Annotated in this window: 14 protein-coding genes; 4 read left to right on the forward strand and 10 right to left on the reverse strand. The window is 64.8% G+C overall.

Annotated elements, in window-relative coordinates; translation table 11 throughout:
• Window positions 1-42: 42 nt before the first annotated feature.
• Complete coding sequence (hemH, locus tag B6S44_RS12420) at window positions 43-1,080, reverse strand: ferrochelatase (protein WP_129157212.1); 1,038 nt, start codon at window positions 1,078-1,080, stop codon at window positions 43-45.
• Between the two features lie 171 nt (window positions 1,081-1,251).
• Here hemH and B6S44_RS12425 point away from each other — a divergent pair, with 171 nt between their 5' ends.
• Window positions 1,252-2,772, forward strand: a complete 1,521-nt coding sequence (locus B6S44_RS12425; RefSeq protein WP_129157213.1) for a bifunctional metallophosphatase/5'-nucleotidase — start codon at window positions 1,252-1,254, stop codon at window positions 2,770-2,772.
• Window positions 2,769-3,467, forward strand: coding sequence for a uracil-DNA glycosylase (gene ung / locus B6S44_RS12430; RefSeq protein WP_129157214.1), 699 nt, complete (start codon window positions 2,769-2,771; stop codon window positions 3,465-3,467). Before B6S44_RS12425 ends, ung begins: the two co-directional genes overlap by 4 nt.
• A 176-nt stretch (window positions 3,468-3,643) precedes the next feature.
• Here ung and B6S44_RS12435 read toward each other — a convergent pair whose 3' ends face one another.
• The 9 genes from B6S44_RS12435 to B6S44_RS12475 all read right to left on the reverse strand — a co-directional run bounded on the left by B6S44_RS12435 (window position 3,644) and on the right by B6S44_RS12475 (window position 13,587).
• Window positions 3,644-4,876, reverse strand: coding sequence for a phenylacetate--CoA ligase family protein (locus B6S44_RS12435; RefSeq protein ID WP_129157215.1), 1,233 nt, complete (start codon window positions 4,874-4,876; stop codon window positions 3,644-3,646).
• Between the two features lie 21 nt (window positions 4,877-4,897).
• Window positions 4,898-5,575: a zinc metallopeptidase gene (locus tag B6S44_RS12440; RefSeq protein ID WP_129157216.1), complete on the reverse strand. Its 678-nt coding sequence runs from the start codon at window positions 5,573-5,575 to the stop codon at window positions 4,898-4,900.
• 32 nt (window positions 5,576-5,607) lie between these two features.
• Entirely contained in the window at window positions 5,608-6,453 is an 846-nt protein-coding gene (locus B6S44_RS12445; RefSeq protein ID WP_129157217.1) for an ABC transporter ATP-binding protein, read from the reverse strand.
• Between the two features lie 64 nt (window positions 6,454-6,517).
• The gene (locus B6S44_RS12450; RefSeq protein ID WP_129157218.1) at window positions 6,518-7,849 is read right to left on the reverse strand and encodes an ABC transporter substrate-binding protein; all 1,332 of its coding nucleotides are present in this window, start codon (window positions 7,847-7,849) and stop codon (window positions 6,518-6,520) included.
• Between the two features lie 165 nt (window positions 7,850-8,014).
• Entirely contained in the window at window positions 8,015-9,094 is a 1,080-nt protein-coding gene (locus tag B6S44_RS12455) for a branched-chain amino acid ABC transporter permease (protein ID WP_129157219.1), read from the reverse strand.
• Window positions 9,095-9,262: 168 nt separating this feature from the next.
• Complete coding sequence (locus B6S44_RS12460) at window positions 9,263-10,177, reverse strand: branched-chain amino acid ABC transporter permease (RefSeq protein WP_126116299.1); 915 nt, start codon at window positions 10,175-10,177, stop codon at window positions 9,263-9,265.
• Window positions 10,178-10,364: 187 nt separating this feature from the next.
• Entirely contained in the window at window positions 10,365-11,180 is an 816-nt protein-coding gene (locus tag B6S44_RS12465) for an ABC transporter ATP-binding protein (protein WP_129157220.1), read from the reverse strand.
• On the reverse strand, window positions 11,177-13,162 hold the full coding sequence (locus B6S44_RS12470; RefSeq protein WP_129157221.1) for an AMP-dependent synthetase/ligase: 1,986 nt from the start codon (window positions 13,160-13,162) through the stop codon (window positions 11,177-11,179). Before B6S44_RS12470 ends, B6S44_RS12465 begins: the two co-directional genes overlap by 4 nt.
• Window positions 13,163-13,212: 50 nt before the next feature.
• Window positions 13,213-13,587, reverse strand: a complete 375-nt coding sequence (locus B6S44_RS12475) for a hypothetical protein (RefSeq protein ID WP_129157222.1) — start codon at window positions 13,585-13,587, stop codon at window positions 13,213-13,215.
• Here B6S44_RS12475 and B6S44_RS12480 point away from each other — a divergent pair.
• Window positions 13,586-13,894, forward strand: a complete 309-nt coding sequence (locus B6S44_RS12480) for a hypothetical protein (protein ID WP_129157223.1) — start codon at window positions 13,586-13,588, stop codon at window positions 13,892-13,894. The genes B6S44_RS12475 and B6S44_RS12480 overlap by 2 nt on opposite strands.
• Before the next feature lie 117 nt (window positions 13,895-14,011).
• Window positions 14,012-14,653, forward strand: a complete 642-nt coding sequence (locus B6S44_RS12485) for a glutathione S-transferase family protein (protein WP_129157224.1) — start codon at window positions 14,012-14,014, stop codon at window positions 14,651-14,653.
• Window positions 14,654-14,694 lie beyond the last annotated feature (41 nt).

Raw genomic sequence — 14,694 nt, forward strand, 5'->3', positions numbered from 1 at the left:
TGAGATGGTCGGGTCAAGCCCGACCATGACGCCTGAGGCGATTCACACCCAGCCCATCAGCTCCCGCCGCACCACTGCCTCGATCACCTGCATGCCCTCCTCGGAATCGTTGAGGCAGGGGAGGTAAGCGAAATCCTTGCCGCCATTGTGCATGAAGATCTCGCGGTTCTCGACGTCGAGTTCCTCGAGTGTCTCCAGGCAATCGGCCGAGAAGCCGGGCGCGACGATGGCGAGTGATTTCGTGCCGCCCTGCGCCAGCGCCTTCACCGTCTCGTCGGTATAGGGCTGCAGCCACTCATCTGGCCCGAAGCGCGACTGGAAGGTCAGGCGGAAGCGCTCCTCGGAGAGGCCGAGCTTCTCGCCAAGCAGCCGGGCGGTGACGGCGCACTGGCAATAATAGGGGTCGCCCTTGAGCAGATATTCCTTCGGCATGCCGTGCAGCGAGCAGAGGATGACCTCCGGCTCGAAGGAGAGCTTGCCGAGCGAGGCGCGGACCGAGGCGGCGAGCGCGTCGATATAGGTCGGGTCGGCATAATAGGGATGGGCGACCCGCACCGTCGGCTGCCAGCGCATCTGCATCAGCGCGCGAAAGGCCTGGTCGCAGGCGGTCGCCGAGGTCGGCGCGGCATATTGCGGATAGAGCGGTACCAAAAGGATACGGTCGCAGCCCTGGTCGAGCAGGCCCTTCAATCTGCTCTTCACATCGGGCAGGCCGTAGCGCATCGCCCAGTCGACGGTGATGCGGTCGCCGGCCTCGCCCTTCAGGCGCTCGGCGAGCTTCTCGCTCTGGGCGCGCGTGATCGTCTTGAGCGGGCCTTCATTGCGCTCATTGTTCCAGATCGAGGCGTAGTCCTTGCCCTTCCGGCTAGGGCGCGTCGACAGGATGATCAGGTTGAGGATCGGCCACCATTTCCAGCGCGGCTCCTCGATGACGCGGCGGTCGGAGAGGAATTCCTTGAGATAGGCCCGCATCGGCCGGTAGCTCGTGCCCTCGGGCGTGCCGAGATTCATCAGCAGCACGCCGATGCGGCCGCTTTTGATGGTAGCGTGGTCGGGCGGCAAACGGGGCTTGAGGCTCATCACATCCGCTTTCGTTCGGCTGTGATTTAGACGAGTTACGGTTTTCGTCCAGTCGGGCCGTGCGGGGTGCGACACTGCGTAAGCAGGGTCTCGCAAGCCGGCTAGGGTCTTGCTAGTCTTCGACCAAATCAAAACTCTTGGACCAAATCAAAACCGCAGGGGTTCGCGCCGATGACCAAGATGACCCGCCGCCACGCACTTCGCGTCCTCGGCGCTCCCGCAGCCCTTGCCGCCACCGCACCGGTCGCCAAGGCACAGACGCCGGCTGCGACCTTCACGCTGCTGCTCGTCAACGACATCTACAAGATGAGCGACGACAAGGGCAAAGGCGGCTTCGCCCGGGCCTCCGGCATCGCCAAGGCCGAGCGGGCGCGCGGCGTGCCGGTGCTGTTCTGCCATGCCGGTGACTGCTACTCGCCCTCGCTGATGTCGGGCTTCGACCAGGGCGCCCATATCGTCGCGATGCAGAACAAGATGGGCATCGACGTCTTCGTGCCCGGCAATCACGAATTCGACTTCGGCAAGGAGAACTATCTCAAGCTCGCCGCGGCCCAGAACTACCCGACCTTCGCAGCGAACCTGCGCGATGCCGCCGGCAATCCGCTGCCGGGCCATAAGGATTCGCAGATCTTCGAGCTCGGCGGCATCAAGGTCGGCGTGATCGGCACGACCTTCGACCCGACGCCGCAGCTCTCCAATCCCGGCGACCTGAAATTCTCCTCGACCATAGAGGCGCTGCGGCGCGAGGCGCGCAAGCTGAAATCGGAAGGTGCCGACATCCTCGTCGGCGTGGTCCATGCCGACCGGGCCATGGACTACGAGATCGTGCGTTCGCGCGTGGTCGACATCCTGCTCACCGGCCACGACCACGACCTCGCCATCGCCTATGACGGCAAGGTCGTGATGGTCGAGTCGAACGAGGAGGGCAACTACGTCACCGCGATCGACATCGCCGTCAGCGTCTCCGGCCAGGGCCAGGCGCGGCAGGTCGCGTGGACCCCGACCTTCCGCGTCAACGACAGCCGCGCCGCGACGCCCGATCCCGAGGTCGCCGCCATCGTCAAGGGCTATGAGAGTGAGCTCTCCAAGGAGCTCGACGTCGAGATCGCGACGCTGGGTACCCCGCTCGATTCGCGAACCGCCATGATCCGCACCCAGGAGACGGCGATCGGCAACCTGATTGCCGATGCGATCAGGGCCGCAACGGGCGCACAGCTCGCCATCACCAATGCCGGCGGCATCCGTGCCAACAAGCAGTATGCGCCCGGCCACAAGCTGACGCGCCGCGACGTCTTGAGCGAGATGCCCTTCGGCAACGCCACCGTGATGGTCGAGATTACCGGCAAGGATGTGAAGGACGCGATCGAGAACGGCCTGCGCGACGCGCCGCAGGGCGCCGGGCGTTTCCCGGTGGTGTCCGGGCTCACCTTCGAGGCCGATCTCAAGCAGCCGCAAGGCTCGCGCGTCACCTCCGTGAAGGTCGATGGCAAGGAGATCGAACCGGCCGGCAAATACACCGTCGCCTCCAACAACTTCATGCTGTCGGGCGGTGACGGCTATACCGCGCTCGGGCGCGGCAAGACGCTGATCGGCCTGACCGATGGCAAGCTGATGGCAAACGAGGTCATGGTCTATGTGCGCCGGCTGGGAACGGTCGAGGCCAAGGTCGAGGGGCGGGCCGTTCTGAAGTGAGCGGCTTCCACGCGGCGCTGGGCGCCTTTCTGGCCTCGCCTGTCTCTGCCTCCTGGCGCGAGCTTGCCGTCTTCCGCAACGGCACGGCCGAACGCGTCTGCGCGGCCGTCGATGCCGAGGTTGCTGCGGGCCAGGTGGTGGCACCGGAGCCGGAGCGGTTTCTCGCGGCCTTGGCGCTAACCCCGCTCGATCAGGTGCGAGTGGTGATCCTCGGGCAAGACCCTTATCCAACGCCCGGCCATGCCAATGGCCTCGCCTTCTCCTATGTCGGCCCGCCGCCGCTGCCGCGCTCGCTGGTCAACATCTACAAGGAACGGGCCGAGGACCTCCGCCTCGCCGCGCCCGCGGGCGGCGATCTCTCATCCTGGGCGAAGCAGGGCGTTCTCTTGCTGAATACCGCGCTCACTGTCCGCGAGGGCGCGACGCAGGCCGGTTCGCACCTCAAGCTCGGCTGGCGGGCGGTGACGGACGAGATTCTGTCGGCGGCCTCGCAGCAGCGGCCGCACGTCGTGTTCATGCTCTGGGGCTTACCGGCGCAAGCCAAGCGGGGTCTGGTCGACGAGAGCAAGCATCTCGTCATCGCCAGCGCCCATCCTTCGCCGCTCTCGGCGCGGCGCGGCTTCTTCGGCTCGAAGCCGTTCAGCCAGACGAATGAATGGTTGAAGAGGGAGGGGCAGCCGACCATCGACTGGTGAGGCGCGGGATCCCCTCTCCTGGAAGGAGAGGGGTAGGGGTGAGGTGTTCGGGAGCGGAATCGTTGGCTTGAACCCGGCCGCGCGGTCAGCGCTCGCGGCACTGGTCCAACGGCCTACACCTCACCCTGCCCTCTCCTTACAGAAGAGGGTTCCCGCGGCTCTCCGGTGAGCGCGGGCTATCCCACCGGCCGCTCATCGGCGATGACCTTGCCGTCGTTGGGCAGGGCTCCGAGCGGCAGGACCTCGACCGCGCCCTTGAGCTTGGTCACCTGCTGCAGGGTCGAGGACACCGCGTCGACGAAACCGGTTGGCTCGGCATAAATCTCGGCCTTGAGCGTCATGGTGTCGAGCTCGTTGGCGCGGCCGATGACGAGGCGCAATTTGGCGATCTCGCGGTGGCGACGGGCGATCTCGGCGACCTGCTCGGGCCGCACGAACATGCCCTTGACCTTCGCCGTCTGGTCGGCGCGGCCGAGCCAGCCTTTGATCCGCTGATTGGTGCGACCGCTGGCGCTGGCCCCCGGCAGGATTGCGGTCAGATCGCCGACGGCGAGGCGGATCTGCGGGTGATGCGGGTCGAGATTGGTGACGATAATCTCGCCGACCTCGCCCTCGCTGACCGGATCGCCGGTACCGGGGCGGACGATCTCGACGATCAGATTCTCGTTCAGGACCATGCCGTCGCGGGCGCTGGTCTCATAGGCGATCAGGCCGATATCGGCGGTCGCATAGAGCTGGTAGGCGTCGATGCCACGTTCACGCACCCAGGCCTGCAGCGAGGGTGGGAAGGCCGCGCCCGAGACGATGGCGCGCTTCAGGCAGGAGGTGTCGACGCCGCGGCTGTCGGCGGCCTCGATCAGCAGCTTCAGGAAATCCGGCGTGCCGGTATAGGCGCTCGGCTGGTAAGCGCCGATCACCTCCATCTGCTGCTCGGTGTTGCCCGGGCCGGCCGGGATGACGGCGCAGCCAATGGCGCGGGCGGCCGAGTCCATGATGAAGCCGCCCGGCGTCAGATGATAGCCGAAGGTGTTGAGCACGACGTCGCCCTTGCGGAAACCGGCGGCGTAAAGGCCGCGCGCCGTGCCCCAGGGATCGCTGCCGGTGCCTTCCGGCTCGAAGATCGGCCCTGGCGAGGTGAAGAGCCGGCCGAAGGAGCCAAGCGATGCGGTGGTCAGGCCGCCGAAGGGCGGATTGTCCCGGTGCAGCACCGGCAGGTCGGCCTTGCGCAGTACCGGGAGTTTCGCGAGCGCGGCGCGATCGGTGATCCCAGCCGGATCGACGCCCTTCAGATGCGCGGCATAGCCCGGCGTCGCCAAAGCGGCAGTAAGGACGGCCGGCAGCCTTGCAAAGAGGTCGGCCTCGCGCCGCGCAGGCGACCGGGTCTCGAGATCGTCGTAGTGCTGGTTCATCGCTCGTGCCCCGGTGCGAACCTATCGGCGCAGAATGCGCAGGAAATTGAGCAGCCCCATCAGCGACGCCGCGACATAGGTCATCGCCGCGGCCCGCAACACGCCGCGCGCCGCGGGCATGTCGTCGGGGTGCAGGTAGTTGTCGTGCTGCAGGATCGGCAGCGCCTTGCCGAAGCTGGCGTCGAACTCGACCGGCAGCGTGACGAGATGGACGACAAGGCCGATACCGAGCAAGGCGAGCGCGGCACCGAACTGGAACAGGCCGGCCGCCGGTACGCGGGTCAGGATCATCACCACCGGAGCGGTGATCAGGATCACCATTGCGACCTTGTCGACCATGCCGAGGAAGCGGGCCAATCCGGTGCGGATGCTGAAGAGTCGGCTGCCCTGCGCATGCTGGACGGCGTGGGCGACCTCATGGGCGGCGACGGCGACGGCGGTGATCGAGCGGCCGTCATGATTCCTGGGCGACAGCCGCACAGTGCGGGCATCGGGATCGTAGTGGTCGCCGGCGGCGACGGTGGTCTCGACGGCGACTGAGCCTAAGCCAAAACGGTCGAGCAGATGGCGCGCGAGTTCGCCCCCGGTGCCGGGCAGATCGGGCCTGTCTGCGGCGTGCCTGTCCATTTCGTAGCGGACCCAGAATTGCGGACCGAAGATCAGGGCGGCGAGAAGGAGGGCGATGACGAGGTAGAGCATGAGCCTGAAATGCCCTGCCGAAGCGGGCCGGACTATGACAGCCAGCGCTTGCGGCGCTTGTAGCTCTTGACCTCACGGAAGGATTTCTTGTTGCCCTCGGCGACGCCCAGATAGAATTCCTTCACGTCCTCGTTCTCGCGCAGCATCTTCGCCTCACCGTCCATGACGACGCGGCCGGTCTCCATGATGTAGCCGTAAGTGGCGTAGCGAAGGGCCATGTTGGTGTTTTGCTCGGCGACCAGGAAGGAGACGCCCTCCTCTGCGTTGAGGCGGCGGACGATCTCGAAGATCTCCTCGACGATCTGCGGCGCCAGCCCCATGGACGGCTCGTCGAGCAGGATCATCTTCGGCTTCGACATCATGGCTCGGCCGACCGCGCACATCTGCTGCTCGCCGCCGGAGGTGTAGCCAGCCTGCGAGTTGCGGCGCTGCTTCAGGCGCGGGAAGAGCTCGTAGATCTTCTCGAGGTCGCGCTTGATCGCGGCGTTGCCGTCGCGGCGGGTGAAGGCGCCGGTGAGCAGGTTCTCCTCGATCGAGAGATGGCCGAAGCAATGCCGGCCTTCCATCACCTGGATGCAGCCGCGTTTGACGAGCTCGCTCGGCGACATCTTGTCGACGCGCTCGCCGTCGAAGACGATCGAGCCCTTGGTGACCTCGCCGCGCTCGGCCTTGAGCAAATTGGAGATCGCCTTCAGCGTCGTGGTCTTGCCGGCGCCGTTGGCGCCGAGAATCGCGACGATGCCCTTGCGCGGCACGGTCAGCGAGACGCCCTTCAGCACCAGGATGACGTGATCGTAGATCACCTCGATATTGTTCAGCGACAGGATGGTGTCCGTCGCGGCCGCTGCCGTGGGCTTTTCGAGGGTGGCGGTCGACATCTTGCGCTCCGCTTTCAGACAAGGCGACCGGGCGGCGGCGCAGGCCGCCGCCCGGAGGTTCAGATCAGGACGACTTCTCGCAGGACTCGGTCCGCTTCGGCCAGTTGCCGGCCTTCTCGACATAGTCCTTGGCGTTGGCCTCGATCAGCGGCCGGACCTCCTCCTTCAGCGGCTCCATCCAGTCCGACCCCTTGGTCCACTTGGTGCCGTCCCATTCGGCGACGTAGGCTTTGTGGTGGCCGGAATGGTCGGCACACGAGACCTTCACCGGCGCGGCGAAGCCTTCCATGCCGATTTCCTTCAGCCGCGCCTCGGTGACGTTGAGCGTCTCAAGGCCGCGGCGCATGTCGTCACCGGTGATGACCTTCTTGCCGGTGAGCTTCTGGGCGTTGCGGATCGCTTCGGCGACCAGCATCGAATTGTAGACGCCGCGATTATAGAGGTTCTCGCCGACCTTCTCCTTGGGCGCCAAGCTCTTACCCTTCTCCACGACATGTTTCACGATGTCCTGGATGACCGGGAAATTGGTGCCGGCCGCGTTGAAGTTGAGCGACTTGTAGCCCTTCGCCTCGGCCCCACCGGCGCGGGCGTCGTCATCGCCGCCGGCCCACCAGACGCCGACCAGCTTGCCGATCGGGAAGTTGTTCTTGATCGCCTCCTTGACGGCCGTCGGGTTCATCGCGCCCCAGCCCTGGTTGTAGAGGAAGTCCGGCCGGTCGCGGCGGATCGAGAGCCAGAGCGAGCCCTGGTTCTGCATGTCGGCCGCCGCCACCGGATAGAGCTTGACCTCGAAGCCGTACTTCTTGGCGAGGTTCTCGAGCACCGGGATCGGCTCCTTGCCGAAGGGGGCGTCGAGATGGATCAGGCCGAGCTTCTTGCCCTTGAGTTTGTCCATGCCGCCGAGCTCGTTCGCCATATGGCGAACCATGATCGAGGCACCGTCCCAATAGGTCAGCGGCGGGATGAAGACCCAGGGGAACTGGCTGCCGTCGGCCGAGGCCGAGAGGCCATAGGCCATCGACAGGATCGGGATCTTGTCGATATGGGCGCGCGGGATCGCGGCTAGCGTCGCGCCGGTCGACCACGGGCTGTAGACGACCGTGTTCTTCGCCTTGGCCTGCTCGTAGCACTCGATCGACTTCTTGGTGTCGTAGCCGGTCTCGCATTCCTCGAAATTGATCCTGACACCGCCGATGCCGCCGTCGCGCTCGTTCAGCATGGTGAAATAGTCGCGCATGCCGTCGCCGATCGGGATGCCCGAGCCGGAGAACGGCCCGGTGCGATAGGCGTTGTTGGCGACATAGATCGTATCCTGCGCGTTGGCCGGGGCGGCGATCGCGCCGGCGGCGAGGAGCGCGCCGAGTGCGACGCTCCTGATGATGCTGCTCTTCTTCATACGCTTCCTCCGTGGTTGCCGGGTACGGCCGAGCCGTTCCGTCTTCGCCATGCCTGCCGCTTGAAGGCCGCGTCAGGTCGTTGTCCTTGGGTCTCTCTCCCCTATTTGATTTTGCGCGAATTCTTGTCGTTTGGCTGATTTCAGCCAAACGGAAAGCGCGCTGCCTCAATAGGGGAAGGGCCACGTCCGCAATTTCTGCTTCCCGATCTGCCAGAGCCGGGCGAGGCCGTGCGGCTCGAGGATCAGGAAGATGATGATCAGCGCGCCGACCAGCATGAAGGTGACGTGCTCGGCCGTTGCGCCCGAAAGCGGTACGCCGAGCGCCGGCAGACCAAATTTCAGGATCGTCGGCAGGCTGGCGATGAAGGCTGCGCCCATGAACGAGCCAATCAGTGAGCCCAGGCCGCCGATAATGACCATGAACAGGATGTTGAAGGAGAGGCGGATAGTGAAGACGTCGTTGGCTTCGCCGCCGCCATACCAGAGGAAGATCATCATCGCCCCGGCGACGCCGGCAAAATAGGATGAGACGGCGAAGGCGGTGAGCTTGGCGTTGAGCAGCTTGATGCCCATCAGCTCGGCGGCGATGTCCATGTCGCGCACCGCCATCCAGGAGCGGCCGAGCTTGCCGTGCACCAAGTTCGAGGCGAACCAGGTCAGCACCACGACGAGGCCGAGGCAGACGAAGTAGCGCGTCTCTGGCGTCGCGGCGGCGCCGGTGATGGGGAGCCCGAACAGCGTGCGCTGCGGCACCTCGATCGCGCCCGAGGCGTTGTAGTTGAACAGCCAGGGCACCCGCACGAACGCCCATTGCAGGAAGAACTGCGCGGCTAGCGTCGCGACGGCGAGGTAGAAGCCCTTGATCCGCAGCGAGGGCAGGCCGAACAGCACGCCGATCGCCGCCGAGAACAGCCCCGAGACCAGGATCAGGACAATGATGTTCACGCCCGGGAAGAAGGTGGTCAGCTTGTAGCAGGAATAAGCGCCGACACCCATGAATGCGGCGGTGCCGAGTGAGATCAGCCCGGTATAGCCGGTCAGGATGTTGAGCCCGATCGCCGCGAGCGAGAAGACCAGGAACGGGATCATCACCGAGGCAATGAAGAAGTCGTTGCCGATCAGCGGGACGCCGACGAGAGCGATCGCGAGGATGACGGCGAGGCCGATCCGGTCCTGCCGGAGCGGGAACACGGCCATGTCGGCGGCGTAATTGGTCTTGTATTGGCCGGCTTCGCGGTAGAACACGGGCTTACCTCGTCATTCCGGGGCGACGCGAAGCGTCGAGCCCGGAATCCATGAACATTGTCATTACCGAAGCGAGTGCGCCCTTCCCGGCGCCACCTGCGGTTATGGGTTCCAGGCTCGCTGCTGCGCAGCGCCCCGGAATGACGGAGAGGTTCATGCAGCTGATCATCAGATCCTCTCGATGATCTTGTCGCCGAACAGGCCCTGCGGCCGGAACAGCAGGAAGCCCAGAGCGATGAAATAGGCGAGCCAGCTCTCGATGCCGCCGCCGATCAACGGCCCCCAGTAGAATTCGCCGAGCTTCTCGCCGATGCCGATGATCAGCCCGCCGACGATGGCGCCGGGGATCGAGGTGAAGCCGCCGAGGATCAGCACGGGCAGCGCCTTCAGCGCGACGATCTCGAGCGCGAAGGAGACGTCGGAGCGGGCGCCCCACATGATACCGGTGATCAACGCGACGATGCCGGCGGTGAACCAGACAATCACCCAGATCTGGTTGAGCGAGATGCCGACCGAGAGCGCCGCCTTGTGGCTGTCGGCGACGGCGCGCAAGGCGCGGCCGATGCGGGTGTACTGGAAGAACAGCGCCAGCACGGCGATCATCAGCGAGGCGATGATGGCGGCGGCGATGTCGATCTTCTGCAGCGAGACGATGCCGCCGAGAATCTTCAGGTCGATCGCGCCCTTGGGCAAATAGAGCTGATCGGTGATCATCTGCTTCGGGCTGCCGCCAAAGACGGATTCGCCGAAGCCGATCAGGAAATAGGTGATGCCGAAGGTCGCCATGAACAGGATGATGTCGGGCTGGTTGACCAGCGGGCGCAGCACCACGCGCTCGATCGTCACGGCGAGCGCGAACATCACACCGAGCGTCAGGATGACGGCGAGGAAGGCCGGCACGCCCTTCTCGTAGAGACCGACGAGGGTCAGCGCGGCGAACACGACCATGATGCCCTGGGCGAAGTTGAAGACGCCCGAGGCCTTGAAAATCAGCACGAAGCCGAGCGCGATCAGCGCATAGAGCACGCCGGAGACGAGGCCCTCCCAGATCGTCTGGGCGAGCAGGTCTGGCGCCTGCGCCATCTGGTTGAACGGGTCGACGAAGATGGCGTGGATCGTGCCGGTCGGGTCGAGGCGGGCGCCGACGATCGCGGCGGCGATAAGCCCGATCACGATCAGGCCGGCCTTGATCCAGCCATTGGCGAGGAGATTGGGTGCAGGCTGCGCGGCGACGTCGCTCATGCGCTCTTATCCTTGCTTGCGGCGGGCATCAGTGCGCCACTCCGAGATAGGCGTCGATCACGCGCTGGTCGGCCTTGACCTCGGCCGGCGTGCCGTCGGCAATCTTGCGGCCGTATTCGAGCACGACGACGCGGTCGGACAGGTCCATGACCACGCCCATATCGTGCTCGATCAAGGCGATGGTGGTGCCGAACTGGTTGTTCACGTCGAGGATGAAGCGGCACATGTCCTCCTTCTCCTCGAGGTTCATGCCGGCCATCGGCTCGTCGAGCAGCAGGAGTTCCGGCTCCATCGCCAGCGCCCGGCCGAGCTCGACCCGCTTCTGCAGGCCGTAGGGCAATTTACCGACCGGCAGCTTGCGGATGTGCTGGATCTGCAGGAAGTCGATGATGTCCTCGACGACCTTGCGATGCTCGATCTCCTCGGTCATCGCCGGGCCGTGCCGCAGCGCCTGCCAGAAGAAGCCCTTGCGCATCTTCAGCGTGCGGCCGGTCATGATGTTGTCGAGCGTCGACATGCCCTTGAACAGAGCGACGTTCTGGAAGGTGCGGGCGATGCCGGCGGCAGCGGCCCGGTGCGGGCGCATCCGGTCGCGGCGCACGCCCTTGTAGGTGATGCGGCCTTCCTGGGGATGGTAGAAGCCGTTGATGCAGTTCAGCATCGAGGTCTTGCCGGCGCCGTTCGGGCCGATGATGGCGCGGACCTCGCCCTTGCGGATGTCGAAGGAGACGTCGCTGATCGCCTTCACCCCGCCAAAGCGCAGCGAGACGTTCTCGACCGAGAGCAGCACCTCGCCCTTATGCGTGACCGGCGCGCCGGCGACAGCCATGGTATGCGCGTTCATGCCGCCTCCTTCGCCGCCGGGGCAGCCGCTGGCGCCGTGACCGGATAGACCTTGGAGTCGCGGACCTTGACCGTCGCCGAGATCACGCCCTTGCGGCCGTCCTCGAAGGTCACTTCCGTCGAGATGTCGGCTTCAGTCGCGCCGTTGTAGAGCGCCTCGACCAACGGGGCGTAGCGCTCGGCGATGAAGCCGCGGCGGACCTTCTGGGTGCGGGTGAGCTCGCCATCGTCGGCATCGAGCTCCTTGTGCAGGATCAGGAAGCGCTTGATCTGGGCGCCGCCCATCATCGGCTCGGCCGCGAGCGAGCGGTTCACCTCGTCGACATGCTTGGCCATCATCTCATAGACCTGCGGATGGCCGGCGAGCTCCTGATAGGAGGCGTAGACGACATTGTTGCGCTCGGCCCAGTTGCCGACCGCGGTCAGGTCGATGTTCAGCGCCACCGTGGCGTAGTCGCGGCCCTGGCCGAAGGCGACGACCTCCTTGATGTTCGGATAGAACTTCAGCTTGTTCTCGATGTATTTCGGCGGGAACAGCTCGCCGGAGTTGAGCTTGCCGACATCCTTGGCGCGATCGATGATCTTGAGGTGGCCGCTCTCGTCGAAGAAGCCGGCATCGCCGGAGCGGACGAAGCCGTCAGGCGTCATCGTCTCGGCGGTCTTCTCGTCGTCCTTGTAGTAGCCGCGGAAGATCGAGGGCGAGCGGTAGAGTACCTCGCCATTGTCGGCGATCCTGATCTCGACCTGCGGCGCCGGCTTGCCGACCGTGTCGGCCTTGATCTCGCCGTCGGGCTGCATGGTGATGTAGACGCCGGCTTCGGTCTGTCCGTAGAGCTGCTTCAGGTTGACGCCGATCGAGCGGTAGAAGCGGAAGAGCTCGGGGCCGATCGCCTCGCCGGCGGTGTAGCCGACCTTGATATTGGTCAGGCCGAAGCGGTTGCGCAGCGGCGCGTAGATCAGGATGTCGCCGAGCTTGTAGAGCAGGCGGGCGCCGAGCGGCACGCTCTCGCGGTTCAGGATCTTCTCGCCGTGCTGCTTGGCGACGCCGAGGAAGTAGTGGAAGACCTTGCGCATCAGCGGACCGGCATCCTCCATGCGCACCATGGTCAGCGTCAACATGGTCTCGAAGACGCGCGGCGGCGCGAAGGCATAGGTGGTGCCGATCTCGCGGCGGTCGTCGACGACAGTCTCGGGGCCTTCCGGGCAGTTGACGCAGAATCCGGCGATGATCGCCTGCGCATAGGAGAAGACATGGTCGCCGACCCAGGCGATCGGCAGATAGGCGATGATCTCGTCGCTCTCGTTCAGCCCGTCGAAGCTGCAGCCGATCTCGGCGGCGGTGATGACGTTGAAATGCGTCAGCATCACCCCCTTGGGCCGTCCGGTGGTGCCGGAGGTGTAGAGGATGATGGCGAGATCGTTGCTCGCGCCCTGCTCCATCTCGCGATCATGCGCGGCTGAAACGGCGGCATCCTTGAGCGCGGCGCGTCCGGCCTCGATGACGTCGCTGATGTCGTGCAACTTGGCGTGGTCGTAGTCGCGCAGGCCGCGCGGCTCGTCGTAGAGCATGTGGCGCAGGTTCGGCAGCCGCTCGATGACCGAGAGAACCTTGTCGACCTGCTCCTGATCCTGCACGCAGGCGAAGACCGCGCCGGCATGGTCGAGCACATAGGCCATCTCGTCGGCAACGCTGTCGGCATAGACCGGGACGGGGATCGCGCCGAGCCATTGCGCGGCGGCCATCGACCAGTACAGGCGCGGCCGGTTGTAGCCGATGATCGCGACCTTCTCGCCGCGCTTCAGGCCGAGCTGCTCGAAGCCCTTGGCAAAGGCGCGGACTTGCTCGGCGACCTCAGCCCAGGTCCAGGACTGCCAGATGCCGAGGTCCTTGTGCCGGAACGCGACGCGTGCGCCGCGTTCCCGCGCATTGCGCAGCAGTAGCTTGGGAAAGGTATCCGCCTGGCCGGCGGCTGCGCTTGCCACGATCGTCGTCTCCACCCTGTCGCCCCGTCTATTGCGGGTTTGTCCGGACGCTAGGCCCTTATGCGATCATGCAAGCTTTGCAGGAGCATCATCGCTGTGCAAGGAGCCACTTGACAGACAGATGGATATTTGGTCGCTATTATCCCGCCGAGGTTTGACTTGGCCTCGCGGTCCGCGATTTGCGGGGCGGTTTCTGATCTCGCCGAATCGCCGTCATGCTCGCCCTTGTGGCGAGCATCCACGTCTTGAGCACGGCGTTCGATCAATGAAGTAAAGACGTGGTTGATCGGGACAAGCCCGACCATGACGAACTTCCTTACATCGCCCAGGCTGGCGCAGCGCCTTCCATCTGCCGTGTTCAGATCGGAAGCTCGCAGCGAGGGCTGGCCGATGCGCGCTTCTGCCTCGATCACGATCGCGATCATGTTCGCCGTTGGAGCGAGCGAAACGCATGCGCATCGGGCGCCCGGCGGCTGGGACTATCCGTTTGAATGCTGCTCCGAGGCCGATTGCGCGCGGATCGACGCCGGCGCTGTCCGAGAGACCCCGGCCGGTTTCGTCGTGACGATCATGCCGGGCCGGCACCCGATGTGGGCTAGCGAGCGCCGCCAGCCGGCCGTGCTCGATATCCCCTATCAGAAGGCCCGCCTCTCGCCGGACGGGTTCTTCCATTTGTGCATGAACGATGCGGGGGAACTGCTCTGCTTCTATTCGCCGGGTGGGGGATCGTAGCGCGGATGTGGCTATGGGTGAGAAGCGGGCGCTCGTCGCTTGCGGATGTGAGCTTGACCGCCGCACGTCAGGAGCCGAACAAAGAGCGGTCCAGGCAATGAGGAATGGTGGCTCAAGATGCTGCGTCTCCACTATTATCCCGGTTTCATCAGCCTCGCCGCGCACATAGTCATCGAAGAAATTGGCCTGGAATACGAATTGTCGTTTGTGAATTTGCATAAGGGGCCAAACAAGAGCTTATCTTATCTCGCGCTGCATCCCGACGGCCTTGTTCCTGTCTTGGAAGACGGCGATCTCGTTCTCTATGAAAGCGTAGCCATCATCCTTCATCTTCTTGAGGTGAAGGACAAAACATCTCTTTTACCGGAGCAGGGGAGCGCTCTCAGGCCGCATTTTTACAAGTGGCTTATGTGGCTCTCGACAGCTTTGCACGCCAATCTGTCGCTTTATCTGCACCCCAACAAGGTTGCGGCTTCTGCTGAAGCGCAAGCGGAGGTGAGAGACGCAGCCGAGCGCCGAGTGAACGCGCAATTCGATCGTGTCGAGGACGAGTTGGCGCGGCACGGCGGCGACTGGTTCTTGGGCGACGCTTACACTGCTATAGACGCATATCTTTTCACGCTTGCCCGCTGGTCGCGTGGCATGCGTCATCCCGCTGCCAGTCGACCGCAATTGGGCGCTTACCTGCAACGTATGGTCGCTCGGCCAGCCGTGCAGCGCGCCCATGTGCAAGAGCACATCCCGCAGCCCTGGGTCTGACGTTGAAGCCTTGGATCGGAAGCCGATTGGCCATATGCTGG

It is taken from the genome of Allobosea sp. Tri-44 (genome assembly GCF_004123845.1).
GTDB lineage: Bacteria > Pseudomonadota > Alphaproteobacteria > Rhizobiales > Beijerinckiaceae > Allobosea.